20 protein-coding genes are annotated in these 23,751 nt (G+C 72.1%); 17 read left to right on the forward strand and 3 right to left on the reverse strand.

Annotated features, from left to right (window positions below; genetic code table 11):
- Positions 1-96 precede the first annotated feature (96 nt).
- The 9 genes from GA0074694_RS09735 to GA0074694_RS09775 all read left to right on the forward strand — a co-directional run bounded on the left by GA0074694_RS09735 (position 97) and on the right by GA0074694_RS09775 (position 9,907).
- Positions 97-1,155 carry an SIS domain-containing protein gene (locus tag GA0074694_RS09735; protein WP_176737835.1) on the forward strand — a complete coding sequence of 353 codons (1,059 nt, stop codon included), beginning with the start codon at positions 97-99 and terminating at the stop codon, positions 1,153-1,155.
- Positions 1,152-2,021, forward strand: a complete 870-nt coding sequence (locus tag GA0074694_RS09740) for a PfkB family carbohydrate kinase (protein ID WP_176737836.1) — start codon at positions 1,152-1,154, stop codon at positions 2,019-2,021. Before GA0074694_RS09735 ends, GA0074694_RS09740 begins: the two co-directional genes overlap by 4 nt.
- On the forward strand, positions 2,018-2,782 hold the full coding sequence (locus GA0074694_RS09745) for an ATP-binding cassette domain-containing protein (protein ID WP_091455821.1): 765 nt from the start codon (positions 2,018-2,020) through the stop codon (positions 2,780-2,782). The genes GA0074694_RS09740 and GA0074694_RS09745 overlap by 4 nt, the downstream gene beginning before the upstream one ends.
- Positions 2,779-3,870 carry an ABC transporter permease gene (locus GA0074694_RS09750; protein WP_176737837.1) on the forward strand — a complete coding sequence of 364 codons (1,092 nt, stop codon included), beginning with the start codon at positions 2,779-2,781 and terminating at the stop codon, positions 3,868-3,870. Before GA0074694_RS09745 ends, GA0074694_RS09750 begins: the two co-directional genes overlap by 4 nt.
- 8 nt (positions 3,871-3,878) lie before the next feature.
- Positions 3,879-4,886 (forward strand): ABC transporter substrate-binding protein, encoded by a 1,008-nt coding sequence (locus GA0074694_RS09755; RefSeq protein ID WP_091455828.1) that lies wholly within the window; start codon positions 3,879-3,881, stop codon positions 4,884-4,886.
- Positions 4,887-4,965: 79 nt separating this feature from the next.
- Positions 4,966-6,117 (forward strand): phosphotransferase, encoded by a 1,152-nt coding sequence (locus GA0074694_RS09760; protein ID WP_176737838.1) that lies wholly within the window; start codon positions 4,966-4,968, stop codon positions 6,115-6,117.
- The gene (locus GA0074694_RS09765; protein ID WP_176737839.1) at positions 6,108-6,944 is read left to right on the forward strand and encodes an inositol monophosphatase family protein; all 837 of its coding nucleotides are present in this window, start codon (positions 6,108-6,110) and stop codon (positions 6,942-6,944) included. Before GA0074694_RS09760 ends, GA0074694_RS09765 begins: the two co-directional genes overlap by 10 nt.
- The gene (locus GA0074694_RS09770) at positions 6,913-8,418 is read left to right on the forward strand and encodes an aldehyde dehydrogenase (RefSeq protein ID WP_091455835.1); all 1,506 of its coding nucleotides are present in this window, start codon (positions 6,913-6,915) and stop codon (positions 8,416-8,418) included. Before GA0074694_RS09765 ends, GA0074694_RS09770 begins: the two co-directional genes overlap by 32 nt.
- Positions 8,419-8,824: 406 nt before the next feature.
- On the forward strand, positions 8,825-9,907 hold the full coding sequence (locus tag GA0074694_RS09775; RefSeq protein WP_091455839.1) for a polyprenyl synthetase family protein: 1,083 nt from the start codon (positions 8,825-8,827) through the stop codon (positions 9,905-9,907).
- A gap of 37 nt (positions 9,908-9,944) precedes the next feature.
- On the opposite strand, the gene GA0074694_RS09780 is transcribed toward GA0074694_RS09775, so the two are convergent.
- A complete protein-coding gene (locus tag GA0074694_RS09780) occupies positions 9,945-10,691 on the reverse strand; it encodes an SAM-dependent methyltransferase (RefSeq protein WP_091455843.1) in 747 nt (248 codons plus the stop codon).
- A 474-nt stretch (positions 10,692-11,165) separates the two neighbouring features.
- Here GA0074694_RS09780 and GA0074694_RS09785 point away from each other — a divergent pair, with 474 nt between their 5' ends.
- Together GA0074694_RS09785 and mnhG are read left to right on the forward strand one after the other, a co-directional pair.
- The gene (locus GA0074694_RS09785; RefSeq protein WP_091455846.1) at positions 11,166-11,681 is read left to right on the forward strand and encodes a Na+/H+ antiporter subunit E; all 516 of its coding nucleotides are present in this window, start codon (positions 11,166-11,168) and stop codon (positions 11,679-11,681) included.
- 11 nt (positions 11,682-11,692) lie between these two features.
- The gene (mnhG, locus tag GA0074694_RS34120; protein ID WP_425413587.1) at positions 11,693-12,313 is read left to right on the forward strand and encodes a monovalent cation/H(+) antiporter subunit G; all 621 of its coding nucleotides are present in this window, start codon (positions 11,693-11,695) and stop codon (positions 12,311-12,313) included.
- Positions 12,314-12,328: 15 nt separating this feature from the next.
- On the opposite strand, the gene GA0074694_RS09800 is transcribed toward mnhG, so the two are convergent.
- Positions 12,329-12,709: a YccF domain-containing protein gene (locus tag GA0074694_RS09800; RefSeq protein ID WP_176737840.1), complete on the reverse strand. Its 381-nt coding sequence runs from the start codon at positions 12,707-12,709 to the stop codon at positions 12,329-12,331.
- A 500-nt stretch (positions 12,710-13,209) separates the two neighbouring features.
- On the opposite strand from GA0074694_RS09800, the gene GA0074694_RS09805 reads away from it, so the two are divergent.
- From GA0074694_RS09805 to GA0074694_RS09825, 4 genes are all read left to right on the forward strand, one after another.
- On the forward strand, positions 13,210-15,210 hold the full coding sequence (locus tag GA0074694_RS09805; protein ID WP_425413588.1) for an ABC transporter ATP-binding protein: 2,001 nt from the start codon (positions 13,210-13,212) through the stop codon (positions 15,208-15,210).
- Between the two features lie 147 nt (positions 15,211-15,357).
- The gene (locus tag GA0074694_RS32725) at positions 15,358-16,812 is read left to right on the forward strand and encodes an amidohydrolase family protein (RefSeq protein WP_245714614.1); all 1,455 of its coding nucleotides are present in this window, start codon (positions 15,358-15,360) and stop codon (positions 16,810-16,812) included.
- 171 nt (positions 16,813-16,983) lie between these two features.
- Positions 16,984-18,771, forward strand: a complete 1,788-nt coding sequence (locus GA0074694_RS09820) for an HSP90 family protein (protein ID WP_091455857.1) — start codon at positions 16,984-16,986, stop codon at positions 18,769-18,771.
- Positions 18,772-18,774: 3 nt separating this feature from the next.
- A complete protein-coding gene (locus tag GA0074694_RS09825) occupies positions 18,775-21,654 on the forward strand; it encodes a hypothetical protein (protein WP_245714615.1) in 2,880 nt (959 codons plus the stop codon).
- A gap of 54 nt (positions 21,655-21,708) precedes the next feature.
- Here the strand turns inward: GA0074694_RS09825 and GA0074694_RS09830 are convergent, their stop codons facing one another.
- Positions 21,709-22,077, reverse strand: coding sequence for a hypothetical protein (locus GA0074694_RS09830; protein WP_091455863.1), 369 nt, complete (start codon positions 22,075-22,077; stop codon positions 21,709-21,711).
- Positions 22,078-22,261: 184 nt separating this feature from the next.
- Between GA0074694_RS09830 and GA0074694_RS09835 the strand changes: the two genes are divergently transcribed.
- Positions 22,262-22,978 carry an RICIN domain-containing protein gene (locus tag GA0074694_RS09835; RefSeq protein WP_141714015.1) on the forward strand — a complete coding sequence of 239 codons (717 nt, stop codon included), beginning with the start codon at positions 22,262-22,264 and terminating at the stop codon, positions 22,976-22,978.
- Positions 22,979-23,098: 120 nt separating this feature from the next.
- The gene (locus GA0074694_RS09840; protein ID WP_091455870.1) at positions 23,099-23,650 is read left to right on the forward strand and encodes a DUF5872 domain-containing protein; all 552 of its coding nucleotides are present in this window, start codon (positions 23,099-23,101) and stop codon (positions 23,648-23,650) included.
- Positions 23,651-23,751 lie beyond the last annotated feature (101 nt).

Consider the following 23,751-nt stretch of genomic DNA (forward strand, 5'->3'; position numbering starts at 1 on the left):
TGCGAACTGCTTGACAGCCTGCACGGCTGGTGAGAACGTTGTCAAACCTTGCTCCTGACAACGTTCTCAACGAGAGATCGGTTTCGCTGTATGTCTATGGATGTGGGCACCGGAACGCCCGTCCGCACGGATGTCGAGCTGCGACTGCGTCCCATCGCCGATGACTTCCTGCCGACCCTCGACCACGCCCTGAGTCAGCGTGACGCCGCCCGCGCTTTCGTCGCCGAGGCGATCACCGACGGCGTTCGCGACGTGCTGTTCCTCGGCTGCGGAGGATCATGGGCTTCGAGCGTGCACGCCGCGCACACGTTGCAGCGCCTGGGTCGCGCCCTCCACGTGAGCAACGTCCGCAGCTCTGAGGTCGGCGAAGGGTTCCCGGCCCGGCTGGGTCCCGGCACTCTCGTGATCGCGTCTGCTCACTCTGGCGGTACGCCCGAGACGGTCGCCGCGGTCCGGCTGGCCAAGAGGGCCGGAGCCCGGATCGTGACGCTCGCCCACCCCGAGGGCTCTGCACTCGGCGAGCTCGCGGACCTCGAGCTGACCTACCGCAGCAATCACACGATCACCTCGCCGAAGCAGACCCTTCTCTCCCACCTGACCTGGTCGCTGCTGACTGAAACCGGCGCCATCGCCGATCCGGGTCCGGTTTGGGCCGCGTACGACGCGCTGCCGGTGGCGCTGCGCACTGCGCTCGACGAGGCTGACGACCACCTGGCCCTCACGGCGCGAGCACTGGCCGACAACCCGTTTCTCTACGTCCTCGGTGCCGGGCCCAACGCGGGGGCTTCGTACTTACTGTCGATGTGCTACCTGGTCGAGATGCAGTGGCGCTACTCGGCGTCGTTCCTCGCCGGTGAGTTCTTCCACGGCGCGTTCGAGATGCTCCATGGCGACGCCGGCATCATCCACCTGGTCGGCGAGGACGCGAGCCGGGCGGTGTCCGAGCGGGCGGTTCGGTTCGCCGAGCAGGTCAGCCCGCATTCGCACGTTCTCGATACCACGATGCTGTCGCTGCCGGGCATCGCGCCGGAGCTGCGGTCGGAGGTCACCCCGATCGCGCTCGGCGTCCTGTGCAGCCGCCTGGCCGAGCACTTCGAGGCAGTCTCCGGGCACAGCCTCGACGAGCGCCGCTACATGGGGCGGGTGGACTATTGAGCAGTCGACCACTGCTCGTCTGTGGGGTGGGCGACAACGTCGTCGACCGCTACCCGGACACGGGCCTCGAATACCCGGGCGGAAACGCGTACAACGTCGCCGTCTTCGCGCGGCGTGCCGGCGCTGCTGGCGCCTACCTGGGCATCGTCGGCGCGGACGCGTCCGGCGATCACCTTGTCAACGTGCTGCGACGCGAGGACGTCGACGTGTCGAGGGTGCGCCGGGTGCCGGGGCCGAACTCGTACGCCGTCGTTCACCTCACGCCCGGCGGGAACCGGGAGTTCGCTGCGTGGGAGCCCATCCCCGACCGGCTGACGCTGGAGCCCGAGGATCGAGAGCTGGTCGCCCGCGCCGACCTCGTCCACACCGGTCACGCGAGCTTCACCGAATCGCTGGTCCCGTCCCTCGCCGAGCTGGCTCTGGTCTCCTTCGACTTCTCCTACAGGGGCCTCGACTACGCCGAGCCCCTGCTTCCGCACCTGTGGTCGGCGACCTTCTCCGGAGCCGGGCTCACGGCGGGCCAGGCCCGCGAGCTGGCGACGACCGCGCAGGGCCGAGGCCCGAAGGTCGTCCTCGTGACCCGCGGTGCCCAGGGCGCCGTCGTGGCGGTCGACGGCGTGCTGCACGAGGAGCCTGCTGCCCCGGCAGACGTCGTCGACACGCTCGGCGCGGGCGACGCCTTCGCCGCGCGTTTCCTGATCGGGTTGCTCCGCGGTGAGGAGGCCAAGGAGGCAGCGGCCGCGGCCGCCGGGTTTGCGGCCCGGGTCTGCGAGAGCTTCGGCGCCTTCGGCCATGCACGGTCGATGGTCACCAGCACGTCGGAAACCGCCGACCCGAACACCGATGCGAGGGGTGAGCAGCGATGACCGGCACCCAGCCGTTCCTTCAGGTATCCGGGGTCCGCAAGGCCTACGGCCACGTCCAAGCCCTACGCGGCGTCGACCTCGAGGTGCGGACCGGCGAGGTCCATGCCCTGCTCGGCGACAACGGCGCCGGCAAATCGACGCTCATGAAGATCCTCGCCGGGGTCACCGCCCCAGACTCGGGCGAGATCCGCGTCGGCGGCAAGCCGGTAACGGCACGCAGCCCCCGCGACATGCAGGCCGCGGGCGTCGCCACGGTGTTCCAAGACCTGGCGCTGGCACCCTCCCTCGACGCGGGGGAGAACGTCTTCCTGGGTCGGGAGATCACCCGGCCCGGTTTGCTCGGCCGGCTCGGGTTCGTCGACCGGGCGGAGATGCGCCGGCGGACCCAGGAGCAGATCGCCGCGCTCGGCTCGACGATCCCGTCCCTCAGGGTCCCCGTCGGATCCCTCTCCGGGGGCCAGCGCCAGGCGGTCGCGATCGCCCGCGCCGCGGTGTGGGGCAGCGCCATGCTCATGCTCGACGAGCCGACCGCGGCGCTCGGCGTCCGCCAGACCGAGCAGGTGCTGGAGCTCATCCGACGAGTCCGGACGCGGGGCGCCACGGCGGTCCTGCTGATCTCGCACAACCTGCCCGACGTCTTCGCGGTGGCCGACCGTGTGACGGTACTGCGGCTGGGTGCGGTGGTGCTCGACTGCCACATCTCGAAGACCAGCATCGAGAATCTGACGCTCGTCATGGCGGGCGTGAAGGAGGCACCGTGAGCATCGCGAGCGAACCACACGCCGAGCAGCCGACCGGGTCGCCCGCCGCTGGCCCCGCCCGGACATCGGTCACGTCCCGGTGGGGAGCACTGTCGGTCCGGTTCGAGAACCTCTACATCGGCTTGGTGCTGGTCGCGCTGCTGGCCATCTTCACGCTGTGGGCGCCGCCGGAGACGTTCCTGACCAGCGACAACCTGAGCAACATCGCACTGGACGCCTCACAGCTGCTGATTCTCTCCAGCGGTGTCGCACTGTTGATCATCGCCGGCGGGCTGGATCTGTCCGTCGGTGCGGTGGTCGTGTTCTCCGCGATCGTGTCCGGCAAGACGATGCTCGCGATCGCGGGACCGGTCGAGGAATCGGTGACCAAATCTGCCGGCCAACTGCTGCCTGCGGTGCTCGCCGGTCTCGGCGTCGCGGTGCTCAGCGGCTGGGCCTGGGGGGCGCTCAACTCTCTGATCACCCTGAAGCTGCGGGTGCCGCCGATCATCGCGACCCTCGCCACGCTCAGCGCCGCCACCGGACTGGCGCAGGTCGTGAGCAAGGGCGTCAACGTGAGTAGCCTGCCGATCCAGCTCCAGCAGCACTTCGGTGGGGCCAAGGCCTTCGACGTCGTGCCGTGGCCGGTCGTGGTCGCCGCCGTGGTGGTGGCCGTGCTCTGGGTGGTGCTCTCGCAGATGCGGTTCGGCCTGCGCACCTACGCGATCGGCAGCAACGCCGAAGCCGCCGCCCGGAGCGGCATCCCCGTCGGACGGCACATGCTCGCGCTGTACACACTCGTCGGGCTGCTCGCGGGCGTCGTCTCGTTCATCGACCTGAGTCGGTTCGGCACGGCGTCGCTCTCCGGCCACACCCAGGACGCGCTGAACGCGATCGCCGCGGTCGTGATCGGCGGTGTCTCGCTGTTCGGCGGACGCGGCCGGATGTCCGGCGTCGTGATCGGCGTCTTCATTCCGGCGGTGCTGGCCAACGGCTTCGTCGTCGTCCAGGTGGACCCGTTTTGGCAGAACGTCGCCGTGGGTGCGGTCCTCGTCCTAGCCGTATACATCGACCAGCTCCGTCGGGGAGCTCACAACAGAGAAGGGTAGAAGTCGCGATGGAAAACGTGAACCGACGTGGTGGGCTCCGGCTCGCCGCCGTGGGCGCCGCGCTCGTCATGATGCTCACTGCCTGTGGTAGTGACGCGGGCGACGGCACGGCATCCGACAGCAAGAGCGACGACGCTGCGGTGCAGGTGACGCTGGCACTGGCCGTGCAGAGCGGGTGCCCGTTCTGCATCTCCATCCAGCGTGGCGCCGAGTCCGCGGCGAAGGACCTGGGGGTCGACCTTACCGTGGTCTCGCCGAAGACCGCCGACACCGCCGGCCAGATCCAACAGCTCAACGGACTGCTGGCCAACAATCCGGACGTGCTGGTCCTTCAGCCCTTCGACCCGGCCGCATTGCTGCCGGTCGTCAAGCACTTCGCCGACAAGGGCACGCCCACGATCACCGTCGACAGCGACCTCAGCGACCCCTCGGCGCGGCTGGGCCTGATCTCCTCCGACAACGAGGCGGGCGGCAAGTTCGCCGCGGAGCAGCTCGCCGAGCGGATCGGCGAGAAGGGCAAGGTCCTCTACCTCGGCTACAAGCCCGGCCTCGCCGGGACCGACGCGCGCCGCAAGGGCTTCGAAGAGCAGATCAAGACCTACCCGAGCATCGAGTACCTCGGTGCCCAATACAGCGCGGACGACCAGTCGGTGACCGCGGGCCAGGTCAGCGCGGCCCTTCGGGCGAACCCGGACCTCGCCGGTATCTTCGCCGGTGCCGAGGCGCACGCCATCGGTGCAGCGGCGGCGATCCGCGAAGCCCACGCCCAGGACCGTGTCTCCGTCGTCGCGTTCGACGGCGCTCCGGACGAGGTCCAGGCGCTCAAGGACAACTCGCTCGACCTGCTCGTGGTCCAGAAGGCCTACGAGATGGGCCAGCTGGCGATCAAGCAGGCCGTGGCGTACGCCAAGGACGGCACCAAGCCCGACGGTGACACCTACCCCGACTATGTCGCGGTGACCCGCGACAATCTCGCCGAGGCCGACGTCCGCAAGTACCTCTACCCGGCCGAGTGACGGACCCCGGCCGGCGCCGCGACCGCGCAGCGCCGGCCACCGGCTGCCGACCAACCGCGACAAGCAAGGAGATACCCGGGTGAGCGACCCCAAACGCGAGTCCCATGTCGCCGCCGTGTCGGAGGTGCTCGATCCGGAAGGAGTCGCCCGCTACGTCGCGGCTCGCTCCCACCTGGCCAGGGTGGTGGGCACCGTGATCGAGGTCGAGACGTTCGGCGAGGGCAAGATCAACGCCGTCTTCGGCGTCCGCGGTGACCGTGGGTCGCTGGTACTCAAGCAGGCCCTGCCCTGGATCCGGGTTCTTCCGAACTGGGCACTGACGGTGCACCGCGTCGAGCGGGAGGCGTGGTTCCTCGAGTCCTGGGCGGACTTCAACGCTGCCCACGTGCCGAAGTCCTACGGGTATGACGATGGCGCGCATACCCTGGCCATGGAGGAGCTCACCGGGTACGAGCTGTGGCGGACCGCCCTCCACGAAGGCCGCGTCAGCGCGGCGGCGGCGACGGGTGCGGGCACGATGGTTGCCCGCTCCGCCTTCCACACCTCGCCGTTCGGTCGTGACGCCGAGGCGCACGCCCGTGACGTCGCCCGCTCGGCCAACCCGGCCATGGACCAGATGATGCAAGATGTCGTGTTCGACATCCCGTTCACCGTGGACGCTCGCAACAGCACAGACCCGCAGCTGACGCGGTGGCGTGAGAAGGTTCGGGCCGACGAGGCTGTGCTGACCCGGGTGGCTGAGCTGCGATGGTGCTACGGCACCCGGCGGGAGGCGCTCCTCCACGGGGACCTGCACACCGGCAGCGTCATGGTGGCGGGCGACCAGGTCCGCGTGATCGACGGCGAGTTCGCCCGCTACGGGCCGGTCGCCTGGGACCTCGGTGAGCTCTGGGCGCACCTGGTGCTGGCTCGACGCAGCCTGGACGTCCGGCGGCCAGGGGAGTCGGCCCCGGACCTGGTGTCGGCTACGTGGGCCGGCTTCACGGACGAGCTGCGCGCCCACTGGCCCGAGAGACGCGCGGCCAGCCTGACCGACGGCTGGCTCGAGGCGTGGCTGGAAGAGACACGCACGCTCGCGGTCCGCTTCGCCGGGCTGGAGCTCCTGCGCCGCATGATCGGCGTCGGCGCGTGCGAGCAGCTGACGATGCTCGAGCCCGACGCGCGGGAGGCCGTCGCGGACGATGTCCTCGCCCTCGCCGTACACGCGCTCAAGGAGGGCCAGTGGACCTGAACGCCGAGCTACGCCTGGCTAGCGATATCGCCCTCCGCGCCGGTGCCGTCCTCGTCGAGCACTTCGACGCCGGCACGCTCAACACGCGGAGCAAGAGCCGGCGCCAGGACGTCGTCACCGACGCCGACATCGCCGCCGAGAAGGTCCTGGTGGACGCGCTGGCCGCGGCGTACCCCGAGGACGCGATCCTCGCCGAGGAGAGCGGCAACCGCGACGGTGGTTCGGGGCGTCGCTGGTGCATCGACCCGCTCGACGGCACCGCGAACTTCGCTGCCGGTATCCCGCACTGGGCGGTGGCGCTGTCGCTCCTGATCGGCGACCGGCCGGTCCTCGCGGTCACCTTCGACCCCTCGCGTGACGAGCTCTTCACTGCGTTGTACGACGGTCCCGCCCAGCTTGACGGGTGGAAGATCAGCATCGCGGCTACCTCCGCGGTCCAGGACGCGCTCGTCGCCTCGAACCTTCCGTACGCCGCTCGTACCGACCCCCGTATCGCGTGCCGCATGCACAGCTCTCGCGGGCTGCGCGAGACCGGCTCGATGGCCCTCGACCTCGCCTGGGTGGCCACCGGCCGGCTCCAGCTCGCGGCCCACGAGCACAACGGCAAGCTCTGGGACTACGCGGGTGGCGAGCTTCTGGTGACACGTGCCGGCGGCGTGGTCGAGCCGCTCGCCGGATTCCCGGGCCTCGTCCTCGCGGGCGGCCGTGAGCTGGTGACGTCGTTCCACGAGAGCGACGAGTGGCCACCGCTCGACCAGCTAACCCGCACCACCCGAACGACCGGAGGTACTACCGATGAGCAGCGCGACGACCGACGAGTGGTATGACCGGGCCCTGGCCCAGCGTCCCGAGGGGCGAGCATTCATCGACGGTGCGTACGTCGAGACCGCCAGCGGCCGCACCTACGACACGATCACCCCGCTAAGCGGTCTGCGGCTCACGGCGGTCGCCGACGGTGACGGCGAGGACATTGATCGTGCTGTCCGGGCCGCGCGGCGTGCCCACGATCGGGGCCAGTGGGCGGACGCGCACCCACGCGATCGCAAGCGCGTCCTGCACCGGTTCACCGACCTGCTGCTCGAGCACCAAGACGAGTTGGCTCTGCTGATAACCACCGACATGGGCAAGCCGATCTCCGATGCCCGTCGCGAGATCGAGTCGAGCGCCCGCGAGCTGCGATTCTTCGCGGAGTCGGTCGACAAGGTGTACGGCGACGTGGCCCCGACGGCTCCGTATGCCCTCGGGATGGTCACGCGTGAGCCGGCAGGTGTGGTCGGGGCGATCACTCCCTGGAACTTCCCGGTGATGATGCCGGTTTACAAGCTCGGACCCGCCCTCGCCGCGGGCAACGCGGTGGTCCTCAAGCCAGCCGAGCAGTCAGCGCTGGCGGCGGTCCGGCTAGCCGCGCTCGCCAGCGAGGCCGGCCTTCCGGACGGAGTCCTCAACGTGGTGCCTGGGGGGCCAGCGGCCGGCGAGCACCTCGCCCGTCACCTCGACGTCGACGTGCTGACCTTCACGGGGTCTACCGAGGTGGGCAAGCGCTTGCTGGTCTACTCCGGCGAGTCCAACATGAAGCCGGTCTGGCTGGAGTGCGGCGGGAAGTCGCCCAACATCGTGCTCGCCGATGCGCCCGACCTCGACGTCGCCGCGCGGGCAGCGGCCGAAGGTATCTTCCATGGCGCCGGTGAGGTCTGCAACGCGGGGTCGCGGCTCCTCGTCGAAGACGCTGTCTTCGACGAGGTGGTCGGGAAGGTGGTCGAGGAGTCCGCACACTGGCAGCCGCGCGACGCGCTCGACCCGACCTCGCGGATGGGCCCACTCGTCGACCAACGCCAGCTCGACCGGGTGATGTCGTTCGTCGAGGAGGGCCGGGCCAGCGGCATCCGGCTCGAAACCGGAGGACGGCGGACGCTTGAGGAGACCGGTGGCTACTACCTCGAGCCGACCATTTTCAGCGACGTCGACAACGCCTCACGCCTCGCGCAGGAGGAGATCTTCGGTCCGGTGCTGTCCGTGGTTCGGCTCAGTTCCGCCCAGGAGGCGGTCGAACTTGGAAATGCCACCGTCTACGGCCTCGCCGCCGCCGTCTGGACCTCCGATGTCACCCGCGCCTTCACGATCGCGCGGCAGCTCAAGGCCGGCACCGTCTACGTGAACTGCTACGACAAGGGCGACAACTCCCTGCCGTTCGGCGGGTACAAGCAGTCCGGCATCGGAGCGGACCGCAGCCTGCATGCCATGGACAAGTACACGAACCTCAAGACCCTCTGGGTCGACCTCAGCCAGCACCCGCGAGCGTGAGGAATCCGCACGGATCACCACCGCGTCACACACGGCTGGCCGCACCCGCGCGCGCCCGCGAAACTGCGAAAGTCGAGGTAGGCGGGCGGCCCGAATTTTATCCAGTGCCACTCTCGTGATTGCGCTGCCTCGCGTTTCGGCATGAAGTCGCTGGTCGCGTCCGCTGCTGTGGCTCCGGGTCCCGGTCGGCGCAGGCGTGCGTGTACCGCCTGACGGCCCTCCACGCAATAAGGTGGGTGAACGCGGTGACTGACTGTGTGCCGGTTGCCACGCAGTGGTGGGGGTGCTCGGGTGAATCCCTGCGACCAGTGGAAATTGGAACGAAAGCGGTCAATGCGAAGACTTTTGCTGGTGGGCGCGCGGGGCGCTGCCGGCGGCCGTTCCCGGTGACGAGGGGAGAACAGGCATGACCGAGGTGGGCGGGTCGACGGTGGCGGCGTACCCCGGTCCCGGCGTCGTGGCACTCCGGCGGGACGTGGACGCCGTGCTCGACGACTTCCTCAGCGCCCACCTCGACACGGCCGGCGACGAGGACTGGCGGCACGATGTCGAACTTCTCCGGTCCTTCGTCCTGGGCGCGGCCGGCAAACGGACCCGACCGACCTTCTGCCATCTGGGCTGGCGGGCCTACGGCGGCACCGGCTCCGGGGTGGTACGCGCCGCCGCCGCCCTGGAACTGTTCCACGCCTTCGCGCTGATCCACGACGACGTCATGGACGGCAGCGACACCCGGCGCGGCCGGCCGACCCTGCACGTCAGCATCGCCGACCGGCACCGGCGTCGGGGCTGGCGCGGGAACGCGGAGCGGTTCGGCCGCAACATCGCGATCCTCTGGGGCGACCTCTGCCTGGTCTGGTCCGAGCAACTGTTCGCCAGCGCCGGTGCCGACGGGGTGTCCCGGGTCCGGACGCTGTTCCAGCGGATGCGTGCCGAGGCGGTGATGGGGCAGTACCTCGACGTCCGGGGTGAGGCCGCCGGTGCCGGGCTGGCCGACTGCCTGCGGATCCTGCGCTACAAGTCGGCCCGCTACACGGTGGAGCACCCGCTCCAGATCGGGGCCGCGTGGGCCGGTGCCGGCAGCACCGAGCTGGCCCTCATCTCCCGGGTCGGTGCGCGGCTCGGCGAGGCCTTCCAGCTCCGCGACGACGTGCTGGGCGTCTTCGGCGACGACACGCACACCGGGAAGTCCAACCTGACCGACCTGCGCGACGGCAAGGCGACGGTGCTGATGGCGCTCACCCGGCAGTCCGCCACCACCGCGCAGGCCGCCGCGATCGACCGGTGGCACGGCAACCCGCACCTCGACCGGGCCGGCGCGGACGTGCTCCGGGAGGTCATCGTCGACACCGGCAGCCTGCGCCGGGTGGAGGAGATGATCGCCGCCCGGACCGAGGAGGCCGTGGCCGCGCTCCGCGACGCGCCGATCGTCGACGACGCGCGGACGGAGCTGATCGAGCTGGCACGTAGGCTCTCGGTCCGGAGCCGTTGACGACCACAGGGGCCTGTCCGCCGGGCGCCCGGAGCGGTCAGCGGCGCAGCAGCGCGAAGACCCCCCAGCCGAGGTACTCCCGGACGTACCGCACATGGCGGACCGGGTCCTCGGTCAGTTCGGCACGTAGTTGCGGGGCGAGGTCGTCGTCCGGGTTGTCGTCGAGCCAACGGCGGAGGTTGAGCCAGTGCGCCGCCGCGTACCGGTCCCAGCTGTCCTGGTCGGCGAGGACCATCTCGACCAGGTCCCAGCCACACCGCTGGAACAGCTCGACGAGCCCCGGCAGGTCCTGGAAGTCGTCCCGGTAGGCGGCGTGGCACCCCTGGACGGTCGCCTGGTCCGGGGGCGTACGTCGCCAGTACGGCTCGCCGACCAGCAGCATCCCACCGGGACGCAGGGCGCGTTCCAGGATCTCCAGGGTGCCGGGGACACCCCCGCCGATCCAGGTGGCACCGACACAGGCGGCCACGTCGACGGGTTCCGTGGGTACGTGGGCGGCGGCGTCGCCGTGCACGAACCGGACCCGGTCGGCCACTCCCAGTTCGGCGGCACGGTCCCGGGCGGCGGCGGTGAAGGCGGTGCTGACGTCGACGCCGGTGCCGTGGATCCCGTGCTCCCGGGCCCAGGTACAGAGCAGCTCACCCTTGCCGCTGCACAGGTCCAGGACGGACGTCCCGGGGCGCAGCCGGATGGCCCGCCCGAGCGTGGCCAGCTTGTCGGCGTCGAACGGGTTGAGAATGCGCAGGTCACCCTCGCGGATGACGTGACTGCGGTCGAGATCCAACGAGGTCGCTCCTCAGGTCGCGGTTACGGTTGGGGCCGGGCGGGCCGTCGGCTGCTGCCCGGCGCTCGGGTGGGTCAACGGATCGCCGAATCGACGCGGGGTGTGACGACTCGCAGGAGCGGCCGGGCGATGAGCAGGGTGACCGCGACCAGGAGGACGCTGACCCACACCGGGCCGAGGGCGCCGGCGTCGGCCCCGAGGGTCGCTGCCGCGACGACGGGGCCGCCAGCAGCACCGATGTTGAGCGCCGCGGCCAGCGCCCCAAGGGTGCGCGCACCCGTCCCAGGCAGCGAAGACTGCTGGCAGGCGGACTACGAACTCAACGGTTCAGGGGGCTGACGGCGTGACCGAAAGCCCCCACCTTGGATGCCTCAGGGCTCGACATGCCACCGACACTACTGAAACCCGCCGGTCACCACGCAACCGGATTCCGCCTGCCCCGGTGGCCTGCGCCGCAGTGAGCACCGTTCATGATTGACCGGACAGCGCCGGCGGGGGCGTACCGGCCGGAACGCCGGTGGCGTCAGCGGGCTGCTCGTGACCGGCGTGCTGCTGGCCGTCTTCCCGCTGCCGCCGGTGACCTTCGCCGGTCGGCTGCACCCGCTGGGGCTGCTCCGCTTCGGGCTCCGCGTCCTCTACGACCTGGTGGTGGCCAGTCTCCAGATCGCCTGGCTGGCCCTGCGGTTCGGGCACGAGCCGCGCGGCGCGATCATCGCCGTGCCGCTGCGGGTCAACACGGACCTGAACCTCACCCTCACCGCCGAGGCCCTGTCGCTGGTGCCGGGCAGCCTCATCATGGAGGCGGACCGGGCCACCGGCACCCTCTACATCCACGTGCTCGGCGTCCGCACCATCGAGGATGTCGAGCGGTTCCGGCGCGGGGTCCTGGAGCTGGAGGAGCGGATCATCGCCGCCGTCGGCTCCGAGGGAGAACGCCGCCTGATGATCGAAGCCACCCACACCGGCACGTCACCGCCGGCCGAGCGGTAAGGGGCACCGAGATGACCGCCGTAGCCGTGACCGTCACCGTCCTGCTCGCCGTGGCCGGTGGGCTGACCCTGATCCGGATCATCCGGGGACCGTCCATCCTCGACCGGGCCGTCGCCACCGACGTGCTCCTGGCCGTCGTCGTCGCCGCCATCGCCACCGAGGCCGCGTACAGCCGGGACGCCACCGCGTTGCCCGTGCTGGTGGTGCTCGCCATCCTCGGGCTTCGTCAGCTCGGTCAGCGTCGCCCGCTTCGCCGCGCGGAGGAGCCCGAAGTGAGTCTCGACGCCGTCCTCGACGCCACCGCCGCGGTCTGTCTGATCACCGGGGCGCTGCTCAGCCTCGCCGCCGGGATCGCCCTGGTCCGTTTCCCGGACCTGCTCTCCCGGATGCACGCCGCCGCCAAACCCCAGGTCCTCGGCCTGCTGCTGGTCCTGCTCGGCTGCGCGTTGCGGCTGCGTACCGGTGTGGACATCACCACCCTCGTGCTGGTCGGGGCATTCCAGCTGGCGAGTGCGCCGGTGGCCGCGCACATGGTCGGACGGGCCGCGTACCCGCACGACCAGATCCGGACGGACCTGCTGGTCACCGACGAACTCGCCGCGCACCTGGACCGGATCAGCGAACGCCCCTGACCCGCGCGACGCCGGTCAGGGGCTCTCGACGACCTGCCGCCCGAGGGGCCAGAGTGCGGCCGGGACGAGCTTGAAGTTCGCCACCCCGAACGGGATGCCGACGATGGTGACGCACTGGGCCACCCCGGCGAGGACGTGCGCCAGGGCGAGCCACCAGCCGGCCACCAGCAGCCAGACGACGTTCGCCGCCCCGGAGGGCAGACCGGCGTCGGGCTTGTCGACCAGGGTGCGTCCGAAGGGCCAGAGCGAGTACCGGGCCAGCCGCAACGCCGCGACCCCGAACGGGATCGTGACGACGAGCGCGAAGCAGACCAGCGCCGCGATTCCGTACCCGATGGCCAGCACGATTCCGCTACCGAAGATCAGCCAGAGCAGGTTCAACAGAAAGCGAATCATCAGCTCATCATGACCGGCCCGCGCCAGTCGTCCCGCCGGCCGGTTTCCGCTGGTGGCGGCGGTGGTGACCGGCCCGGAAATGCGCGTCGCGGCCGGGACGCGCGAATCCTGTCAGCGATTTCCCAGTTTTCGATGCTACGGTTCCGGCACCACGGGTCCACATCGGATGGCCACTGGTTCCGTTGTGTCGCGACGATCGCGGCGGGAATTGCGCGTCGCGGTCGTCACCGTACTTCCGGCCCACAGCGCCCGGGTCGCGCTGTACGCCGGGAGCCGTCCGGTGGCCGTGGAGTCGGGTCCTCCCGGCCACCGGACATCCCGTGAGGTTCGCCCCGACCCGTCGGCCCTTTCCGCAGGAGCCAACTGCTTTCCCCGGCCGCCCCGATGGCGTTAAGTGGTGGGGTCGGCGCTGTCGGTGTCGAGAGCGGCCCGCTGCCGGGGCCGCTCCGGTCGTGACGGTGGCCGTGCGCCCGTCGTCCCGACACCTCCGAGGAGCGTCCGTGACCGGATCCGCCGTCGAATCCGCCCGCCCGGCCGGCGGGGACGATCCCGGACGGCTCGGCCGTGCGTCCGGCGAGTCGGTCCTGCCCGAGCTGCGGGCGATGTGGTGGGAGACCGGGGTACGGGCGCGCGCCGAGGCGGGGCTCTTCGCGGTCCTGGCCGAACTGCCCCGGCTGGTGGCCGAGGCGGTCCGGGTCAGCTGGCGGGCCGACTGCTTCCGCACCTCCGTGGTGGCCGTCGCGACGGTCGGCGGTGGGGTGATGTCGGCGTTCGGGCTGCTCGCCACCCAGCGGGTGCTGGTGGAACTGTTCGCCGGTGGCCCGACCGCCGACCGGGTGGTCGCCGCGCTGCCGGCGCTGCTGGCCCTGGCGGCGGTGACGGCCGTCCGGGCCGGCATGGGCATCGCCACCGGGTACGCCCAGAACGGGCTCACCCCGAGGGTCAGCCGGGCGGTGGAGCGCCGGTTGTTCGAGGTGACCACGGCGGTCCGGCTGGACGCGTTCGACGCCGACGCCTTCGCCGACGAGATGGAACGGGCGTCCCGGGGCAGCGACTCGGTGATCTCGCTGGTGCGGGCGTCGATGAACCTGTTCGCCGGTCTGGCCGGCCTGCTCGCGGTGGCCGTGGCGGTGCTCGTGATCCACCCCCTGCTGCTGCTGGCGCTGCTCATGGCGACGCTGCCGAAGGCGTGGGCCACGTTGCGCGCCGGGCACCTGCGGTACCAGACGTACACCGCCGGGTCGGTGCGCCGTCGCCGGCAGTGGTTGCTGCACCGGCTGATGGCCGAACGTGACTCCGCCCCGGAGCTGCGCTCGTACGGGCTGCGCCGGTTCCTGCTCGACCAGTACGACCGGGTGATGCGGGTGGAGACCGACATCCAGCTCGATCTGGCCCGCCGGGTCACCACGATGACCAGCGTCGGCGCGGTGGTCGGCGGGCTCGCCACCGGCGTCGTCTACGCCCTGCTCGGTTTCCTGCTCGTCGAGGGGCAGATCCCGCTCGCGGCGGCGGCGACCTGCGTGGTCGCGGTGCAGTCCGCGCAGCGTTCCCTGTCCACCGTCACCTACCAGGTCGACGAGGTCTACTCCGACGGGCAGCACGTCGGCGACTACACCGGCTTCCTGGCCCGCGCCGCCGACCACCTGCCCGAGACGGGCGGTGACCGGGCGACCCCGGAACCCCTGCGGGAGATCGCCGTCCGGGGAGTCACCCTGCGCTACCCCGACCGGGACACGCCCGCCGTCGACGACGTCACGCTGACCGTCCGGGCCGGGCAGGCCGTGGCGTTCGTGGGGGAGAACGGTTCCGGCAAGTCCACCCTGGCCGCGATGATCGCCATGCTGCGCAGCCCGAGCGCGGGCGTGATCGAGTGGAACGGACGGCCGCTGGCGGAGTGGGACGCCGACGGGCTGCGGGCACGCATCGCCGTGGTGACCCAGGAGTACCACAAGTGGCCCTTCACGGCCGCGACGAACATCGCGCTCGGCGACGTGGACACCGAGGCCCGGCAGGACCGGATCGAGGCCGCCGCCGCCCGCGCGGTGGCCGACGACATGATCCGTGACCTGCCGTACGGCTACGAGACGCTGCTGGACCGGACCTTCGCCCATGGGCAGGACCTCTCCGGCGGCCAGTGGCAGCGGATCACCGCCGCCCGGGGATTCCTCCGGGACGCCGATCTGCTGATCATGGACGAGCCCTCCTCCGCGCTCGACCCCCGGGCCGAGGACGCCCTCTTCCAGGCGATCCGGGACCGGCAGGGGCGGGCCACCACCATCCTGATCACCCACCGGCTGGCCAACGTCCGGCACGCCGACCGGATCTTCGTCCTGCACCACGGCCGGCTCGTCGAGGCCGGCAGCCACACCGAGCTGACGGCGGCGGGCGGCCGGTACGCCGAACTCTTCGCCCTCCAGGCCGCCGGGTACGACCCGGAGGGCGGACCGGACGCCAGCCGTCCCGCCGTCGCCCCGGGCCGCCACGGCCTGACCGACACCTGACACCCATGACGATCCACTGTGCACCGTGTCTCACCATTGCCGCGCGATCGGTGACCACCCCGCGCGGCGCCTCCCGCCGGCCGGTCGCCCAGCTCCCGTGACCCAGCCGGCGGAGGACACGGAGCCCATCGAAGGATCGAGACAAACATGTACGACGCGATAGTCGTCGGCGCGCGCTGCGCGGGCGCCTCCACCGCCCTGCTGCTCGCCCGGCGCGGGCACCGGGTGCTCGTGGTGGACCGGTCGTCGATCCCCAGCGACGTGATCTCGACGCACTTCCTCTGGCCGCACGGGATGTCCTACCTGAACCGGTGGGGCGTGCTGGACCAGGTCAAGGCGGTCACTCCCACGTACACCGCCATCGAGTTGGTCAACGACGGCATCCGGCTGACCGGTTCGGTGCCGCCGGAGCTGCTGCGGGAGTACTTCCGGGACCTGCACGGCGACGACTCGGGGGTGGTGCAGAGCTACGCCTCCGTGCGCCGCCGGGTGCTCGACCAGATCCTCGTCGAGGCGGCGGCCAAGGCCGGCGCGGAGGTGCGGACCGGCTTCTCCGTACGGGAACTGATCATCGAGGACGGTCGGGTGGTCGGTGTCCGGGGCCGGTCCGTCGACGGGCAGACGGTCGAGGAACGCGCGCGCGTCGTGATCGGCGCCGACGGGCGGAACTCGTTCGTCGCCCGTACCCTCGGCCTGCCGAAGTTCGACGAGCGGCCCCGGTGCACCTTCGCCTACTGGAGCTACTTCTCCGGCTTCGACCCCGGCCCCGGGCAGATCCACCGGCGGGGCCGACTCGCCTGCGCGGTCGTGCCGACCAACTTCGAGCAGAACATGGTGCTGGTCTGGGGGCCGAGCGACTGGTCCCGGGAATTCCGGGCCGACGTGCCGGGCAACTTCCAGAAGGCGCTGGACTTCGTCAGTCCCGAGTTGGGTGAACTGGTCCGCAGCCGGGGCGTCCAGGAGGAACGCTTCTACGGCGCGGCGCACGCCATCGGTGACGCGGCGAACCGGATGGTGCTGCGCGCGTACGCCCGGTGGCAGGAGACCGCGTGCACCGATCCCGCCGCCGCCGGGGCGGTGCCACGACTGCGGCACCGGATCGAACACACCCAGCACCTGCGCCCGGCGGACGTCCCGTTGCTCGCCCGGCTGGGCGTGACCGCCTCGATGCAACCGACCCACTGCACCAGCGACATCCCCCTGACCAGCCGGATGCTCGCCGGTCGGGATCTCGCCTCGTACGCCTGGCGCAGCCTGCTGGACACCGGCGCGACGGTGGCGTTCGGCTCGGACGCCCCGGTCGAGGACCCGGACCCCTTCTACGGCATCCATGCCGCGGTGACCCGGCAGCAGCCCGACGGCACCCCGCCCGGCGGGGTGGACCCGCACGAGCGGCTCGACCTGGACGCGGCGCTGCACGGTTTCACCGCCGCGGGCGCCTACGCCTCCTACGAGGAGCACCTGAAGGGACGGCTACGCCCGGGGATGCTCGCCGACTTCATCGCGCTGCCGGCCGATCCGTACCAGGTCGAGCCGGCCGACCTGCGTGACCTGACCGTGGCGCTGACCGTCGTCGGCGGCGTGGTCCGCTGGCAACGCTGACCCCGCGCGGAGCCCGGCGTCCCGGTGGCCACCGGCCCGGTGCCGTCCACGTCCGATCGGGTAGCCCGGGGCCGCGCGGCACCTGATCCCGGACGATCCGCCGGGCGGTCGGGGGACTGTCGGGGCCCATGGGTACGGTGGTCGCCGACCTTGGACGGGGAGCACTCAGGCGTGGACCACACCTTCCAGGTCGACCTCCGTGGCGTGGTCGACCTGCTCAGTCACCATCTCTACGGCAGTCCGCGGGTGTACGTCCGCGAGCTGATGCAGAACGCGGTGGACGCGATCACCGCGCGGCGCGCGGTCGAGCCCGACGCGCCCGCGCTGATCCGGATCGAGCCGCCCGAGCTGACCGGCGACGGGACGCTACGGGTGCACGACACCGGCATCGGCCTCACCGAGGATCAGGTGCACGAGCTGCTGGCTACCATCGGCCGGAGCTCCAAACGGGACGAGCTGGGCTTCTCCCGGCACGAGTTCCTCGGCCAGTTCGGCATCGGGCTGCTCTCCTGCTTCCTGGTGGCCGACGAGATCCGGGTCGTGACCCGGCACGGCGACCAGCCGACGGTGTGCTGGACCGGCCACTCCGACGGCCGGTACGCGGTCGCGCCGGCCCCACCGGGAGCCGGGCGGAGCGAGCCGGGCACCACGGTCACGCTGGTCCCGCGCCGGGACGCCGAGCAGTGGTTCGCCACCCCGACCGTCACCGACCTGGCCCGGCTCTTCGGCTCGCTGCTGCCGGTCACCGTCCGGGTCGGCGACGTGGTGACCACCGCCGGCCCGCCGCCGTGGCCGACCACGCCCGGCGCGCCGGTGGACCGCGCCGCGCTGGTCCGGTACGCGCGACAGACGCTCGGCGTCGACCCGTTCGACGTGCTGCCGTTGTCCGTGCCGGAGGCGGGGCTGACCGGTGTCGCGTTCATCCTGTCCGAGCCGGTGAACCCGGCGGCCCGGGCCGGTCACCGGGTGTACCTCAAGCGGATGCTGCTCGCCGAGCACGCTGACGGCCTGCTGCCGGACTGGGCGTTCTTCGCCCACTGCGTGGTGGACGCCGGCGAGCTGCGGCCGACCGCCAGCCGGGAGGCGCTCTACGAGGACACCCTGCTCACCGCCACGCGCGAGGCGCTCGGCGACCAGGTGCGCGGTTGGCTGGTCCGGCTGGCGCAGCACGCCCCGCGCCGGCTGGCCGAGTTCCTCCAGGTGCACCACCTCGGGGTGAAGGCTCTGGCGTTGCACGACGACGAGATGCTGCGCCTGGTCGACCAGTGGTGGCCGATGGACACCAACGTGGGCACGCTGACCCTGGCCGAGTTCCGCCAACGGCACGGCCTCGTCCGGTACGCCGCCAGCCTGGACGAGTTCCGTCAGCTCGCCGCGGTGGCTGCCGCGCAGGACCTGCCCGTGGTCAACGCTGGCTACACCTACGACACCGAGCTGATCGAGCGCCTGCCCACGGTCGACCGGTCGGTGCTCATCGAGCGGCTGGAGCCGAGCGACCTGACCACCCGCTTCGAGGGCCTCGACCCGCAGGTCGAGCTGGCCCTGCGGCCGTTCCTCGTCGCCGCCCAGCGGGCGCTGGAGCGGACCGGCTGCGAGGTGGTGTTCCGGGCGTACGACCCGGTGTCACTGCCGGCGCTCTACCTGGTCAGCCGGTCGGCGGCGTTCAACGACCAGCTCGCGGCCAGCCGCGACCGGGCCGACGAACTGTGGGGCGGGGTGCTGGACGCGCTCGCCGCCACCGCCCCGCCGGACCGCCCGCAACTGGTGCTCAACCACCGCAACCCGCTGGTCCGCCGGGTCAGCACGCTGACCGACCCGGAACTGGTCGGGCTCGCCGTCGAGGCGCTGTACGGCCAGGCGCTGCTGCTCGGACACCACCCGATCCGCGCGGCCGACGCCGCGCTGCTGAACAGTTCCTTCCTCGGCCTGCTCGGCCGGGCCGTACCCGGACGGGAGTGAATGGTGTCCACCACCGACGAGGACCTGTGGCGGGTGCTCCGCGAGATCGACAACATGCCGTACGGGGCGGGGCAGATCGCCGCGCTGGAGCAGCTGATCCGGCGGGTCGACACCACCGACGACCGGCAACTCGCCTTCGTCACCCGCATGCAGGCCACCACCGCGTACGTCTACGGTGGCGAGCCGGCCAAGTCGTTCGTCACCTTCTCCTGGTGCCTGGCCGAGTTCGACCGGGACCCGCAGCCCTACCACGCCCGCGCCGCCCGGCAGTTGCTGTGGCACTTCAAGTACATGATCAACGCCCTGCTGAACTTCCCCGAGGTGCCGCTGGACCGCACCCGTGCGGTACTCGACGACATGGAGCGGCGCTACCGCGCGGGCGGACACAGCCTCCAGGCCGTCCACAAGCACCGGTTCATGGTGGCCGACCACGTCGGTGACGCCGAGGCGGCGGCGCACTGGTACCGGCTCTGGCAGACCACTCCGCGTGACGACCTCTCCGACTGCGCCGGCTGCGACCCCACCACCCAGGTGCGGTACCTCGCCGACACCGGCCAGCACGCCGACGCGGTCGCCCTGGCCGAGCCGGTGCTCGCCGGGCGGCTCAACTGCAACGAGCAGCCGCAGGCGATCTTGACTACGCTCCTCGTGCCGTACCTGCGCACCGGCCGGCACGACGACGCGCGCAACGCGCACCGGGAGGCGTACCGCCGGCTGCGCGGGAACCTCGCCGACCTGTGGGAGATCGCGGACCACGTCGAGTTCCGCACCCTCACCGGCAACGAGGCCGGTGCCCTGGAGCTGGTCGAGCGGCACCTGGACTGGTTGGACCGGGCACCGTCGCCCGCCGCCGCCATGCAGTTCGCCGCCGCCGCGTCCGCCGCGCTGCGGCAGGTGGACGGTGAGCTGACGGTCTACCGGCGGGCCGCCACCGACCGGCCGGCGGCCGACGTCCCGGCCGGGCGGCTCGCCGCCGAGCTGGCGGAGACCGCCACCGCGCTGGCCGCCCGCTTCGACGCCCGCAACGGGACCACCCACCAGTCCGAGTTGATCGCCCAGCGCCTCGCGGCCCGGCCGGCCGGCGAGCACCTGCCGCTCTCGGCGAGCCTGCGCCGCCGCCCGGTCCGCCCGACCGCCACCCCCGCCGGGGGCGGCCCGGCGGCGACGGCGAGCGGGGTCACGGCGGCGGGCGGACAGCCGCCCGCCGCGACCGAGATCCCCGCCGACGCCAGCCCCGACCAGCTGCTGGACCTTGCCGAGGAGCGGTGGCGCCGGCACGACCCGGTCACCTTCCGGGCAGCCCTGGCCGCCTACGACGGACGGTTCGGCGGGACCGAACCGCCCCCGGCGACGGCGGCACACCGGCTGGAGCTGCGGGCGGCCGAGCTGAGCGACGCCGAGGAGATCCCGGCCGCGATCGAGGCCGGTCGGGCGGCGCTGACCGCGTACCGGGAGCTGGGCGACGAGGTCCGGGCCCAGGTGGTGGCCGGCCGGGTCGGCGTCCTGCTCGCCATGACCGAGGAGGGCACCGAGGAAGGGCTGGCGCTGGTGGGCGCGGCCGCCGAGGCGCTGGAGCGGAGCGGGGACGACCGGCTCCGCGCCGCCGCCCACGACCGGGTCGCGCTGGCCCTGTTGTACGGGCAGCGCTGGGCGGAAGCGCTCGACGCGCTGGACCGGGTGCCGGCCGGCGCGGGCGGCGACCCGTACCTGGCGGCGCGGGTGGCGCTGCACCGTGTCCAGGCGCTCGACGCGCTGGAGCGGCCACAGGAGTGCCGCGCGGCGGCGGAGGAGGCCCGGTGGCTCGGCCGCGAGCTGGGCGTCGGGGACCTGCTGGCGGCGGCCTGCCTGGCGTACGCCCGGTCGGCGGACGACCCGGCGGAGGCGGTGACCGCCTGCGACGAGGCGCTGGCGGTGGCGTCGGCCGGCGTGTCGTTGCCGACCCGGGTCACCCGGGCCCGGGCGCTCATGGCCACCGGGCGGGCCGGCGAGGCGGTGGACGATTTCGCCGAGGCGGTGACGCTCTGCGTGGAACGGGGCGCGGAGGGGGACGCCTTCCTGCGCTGGGAGTTGGCCAACGCGTACCGGGTCGCCGGGCGGCTGGGCGAGGCCGCCGAGGTCGCCGAGGAGGCGGTGCTCGGGCTCGACCGGCTCGGCGCGCAGGCCGAGGCGGACCGCTGCCGGCACCTGCTCGCCGGCATCTACCAGGGATTGGGCGAGATCGATCCGGCGCTGGCGTTGCTGGCCCAGCTCGCCGAGAACCTGGACGGACCGGACAACCTCCCGCACCGGGCCCAGGTGCTGGAGGAGGCCGGCGGCATCCTCTACGACGCCGACCGGGACGCCCAGGCCGCGCAGCGGTTCGCCGAGGCGGCGCACGCGTACGAACTGGCCGGGCTGGCGCTCGACGAACTACGGGCGCGCCGCCGTGAGGCGTACGCCCGGCTCTGGGCCGGCGACAGCGCGGCGGCGGTGCGGACGGTCGGGGAGGTGGACCGCCTCGCGGCGACGCTCGCCGGGGAGCCGGACCAGGAGCCGCCGGTGACGTACGAGCTGGCGTTGGCGGCCGAGGCCGGGGCACGGGTGCTGGCCGACGCGGGCCGGCTGGACGAGGCACTCGACCGGCTGGCCGGGCTGCCCGACCGGCTCCGGTCGATCGAGGCGTTCGGCGAGGCTGCGCAGGTGGACGTCCTCACCGGCGATGTGCTGCTCCGCCTCGACCGGCCGGCGGAGGCGGAGCGGCTGCTGCGCGGGGTCCTCGGCGGGCTGCCCGCCGGATCGCGGCTGGCGGAGCAGTCGGCCTGGCTGCTGGCCCAGGCGTTGGACGAACTGGGCCGGCCGGACGAGGCGAGCGAGATCCGCAAGGAACACGACCTCGACGAGTGACCGTACCCGTCCGGCCGGCGGCGGCCGGGTGCCTCGTCCCCGAGGCACAGCGGCTCAGGCGCAGATCGCGTACGCCCGGGGTGCCCAGTTGCCGGCGAACCCGTCCTCGTCCTCGGCGGCGGTCATCCGGACCTGGGTGTCCGAGATCAGGTCGACCCCGGTCATCTCGGCGTGCTCCCAGCCGGCCGGCGGCTGCGCGCAGAGGGCGGTGGCGGTGATCGACCAGTTGCCGGCGAATCCGGGGGCGTCGTCCTCCCGGCCGGTCACCGAGTAGACGTCGGTGGCACCGAAGACCGGCACCATGGTGTCCATCAGGACCTGGCCGTCCCCGCCGTTGAGCCGACCGCCACCCGCGATCAGCAGGCTGCCCGCGGGGCAGGCCGCCTGCCAGGTTCGTCCCAGCTTGTGGCGGCGTCGGGGCACCGTTCGATGCTGCGCCGATGCCGCTGACCCCGGTGACGGGTATCGGACAGCGGCGGAACCGCTGGCGCCACCGGTGTCGCCTGTGACCTTCGTCGGGTTTAAGTCCGCCGGGAAACGAGCATACGAAATGTTCGACGATGCGCCGTCCAACCGGACGGCTCCACCGATCGAGGAGGCACCGGAAATGCAACGTCCGATCGCCCGTTCCACCCGCGCCGGCATGACGGCGGCGCTCTGCGCCGGCCTGCTGCTGACCCAGCAGGCGTGTGCCGCCGACCCGGACGGTGAGCCGGCGGCATCGTCGTCCGGCTCGACGGCAGGTGCCCTGACCGGTGACCCGCAGGCCACGCCGTCCGCGACCACACCGCCCGCGACCACGCCGTCCGCGACCACCGGTCCGCCGGCCGCGGGAGGTGGCGGCGGGGGGAACGAGGCCATCCTGCGGGGTGAACGTCAGGTCGTCATCGCACCGGTCGGTTCGTTCGAGTCGGTCCTGGCCGTCGACGCCAAGGGGCGACTCAACCTGACCGACGGTGAGGCGGAGTACGCCCTGTTCGTCCTGGACCCGGTGGGCGGGGGCCGGCATCAGATCAAGACGGCGAAGGCCGGCAGCGGCGGTGAGCCCTTCTGCATGGGCCTGCGGGACAACGGCACCAGCCCGGCCACCGTCGTGGCGGCCGGCTGCGACACGTCGTCGGCCGGGCAGCTCTTCACGCTGGAGCGGACGCGGGCCACGGACGAGCAGGGCCGCCCGACGTACGCGATCCGTGGTGACGGGAACGTCCACCTGCGGACCACCGCCAGTAACGGTCTGGTGGCCCAGGCTGCGGATGCCGGGGGACCGGGGACGACCTTCGCCTTCGTCGACAACGGCAAGGCCACGCTGCCGGAACTCGACTAGTGACGTGCTGCCGGTGGGCCGGGCCGGGGTGTCCGGCCCACCGGCGCGACCGCCACGATCCCGGTGACGGTGCCGGCAGGCGTGATGTTCGCTTCGCGTGACGCCGGGTAATGGCACGGTATGGCGCGGTACACGAAACCGGAACTGAGGGAGCAGATCAAAGAGGAGATCAAGGCTTCCGACCGGGGCGGCAGGCGGGGGCAGTGGTCGGCGCGCAAGTCGCAGCTGCTCACCAAGGAGTACCAGAAGCGCGGCGGCGGCTACCAGGGGCCCCGGGACGAACGGCAGAGGTCCCTGCGGCGGTGGGGTGCCGAGGAGTGGCAGACGAAGGAGGGCTCCGCCCAGGCACGCCAGAACGGCGAGACGAGCCGGTACCTGCCCAAGCGGGCCTGGGAGCGGCTCTCCGCCGAGGAACGGCGCGCGACCGACACCAGGAAGCGGAAGGCCTCCCGGAGCGGCCAGCAGTACGTCGGCAACACGGGGCCGGCCAGGCGCGCCCGCAAGGAGGTCACCGCGCCGGAGCGACTGTCGGACCTGACGGTCGCCGAGGCGGGCAAACTCGTCCGTGGCCTCGACACGCGTCAGCTGAGGACGGAACTGCGCCGCGAGCGTGGTGGACGGGCCCGCAAGACCCTCATCCGACGCATCGAGTCGGAGCTGAACCGGCGCTGACCGTCAGAGCAGCAGGGGCGCGGCCACGGCGGCCGGCCGCAACCAGGGGTACGGGGTGGGACCGGCCGGGAGGCGGGGGCGCGAGGACCGTCCGGCCGGGC

This window comes from Micromonospora inyonensis (genome assembly GCF_900091415.1).
Taxonomy (GTDB): domain Bacteria; phylum Actinomycetota; class Actinomycetes; order Mycobacteriales; family Micromonosporaceae; genus Micromonospora; species Micromonospora inyonensis.

Bases quoted from the DNA above. Each gene is read 5' to 3' on its own strand.
- GA0074694_RS32725 (WP_245714614.1), top strand. From the start codon at position 15,358: ATGTACGACGCGATAGTCGTCGGCGCGCGCTGCGCGGGCGCCTCCACC.
- GA0074694_RS09800 (WP_176737840.1), bottom strand. From the start codon at position 12,709: ATGATTCGCTTTCTGTTGAACCTGCTCTGGCTGATCTTCGGTAGCGGA.
- mnhG (WP_425413587.1), top strand. From the start codon at position 11,693: ATGACCGCCGTAGCCGTGACCGTCACCGTCCTGCTCGCCGTGGCCGGT.
- GA0074694_RS09835 (WP_141714015.1), top strand. From the start codon at position 22,262: ATGCAACGTCCGATCGCCCGTTCCACCCGCGCCGGCATGACGGCGGCG.
- GA0074694_RS09770 (WP_091455835.1), top strand. From the start codon at position 6,913: ATGAGCAGCGCGACGACCGACGAGTGGTATGACCGGGCCCTGGCCCAG.
- GA0074694_RS09775 (WP_091455839.1), top strand. From the start codon at position 8,825: ATGACCGAGGTGGGCGGGTCGACGGTGGCGGCGTACCCCGGTCCCGGC.
- GA0074694_RS09745 (WP_091455821.1), top strand. From the start codon at position 2,018: ATGACCGGCACCCAGCCGTTCCTTCAGGTATCCGGGGTCCGCAAGGCC.
- GA0074694_RS09735 (WP_176737835.1), top strand. From the start codon at position 97: ATGGATGTGGGCACCGGAACGCCCGTCCGCACGGATGTCGAGCTGCGA.
- GA0074694_RS09840 (WP_091455870.1), top strand. From the start codon at position 23,099: ATGGCGCGGTACACGAAACCGGAACTGAGGGAGCAGATCAAAGAGGAG.
- GA0074694_RS09755 (WP_091455828.1), top strand. From the start codon at position 3,879: ATGGAAAACGTGAACCGACGTGGTGGGCTCCGGCTCGCCGCCGTGGGC.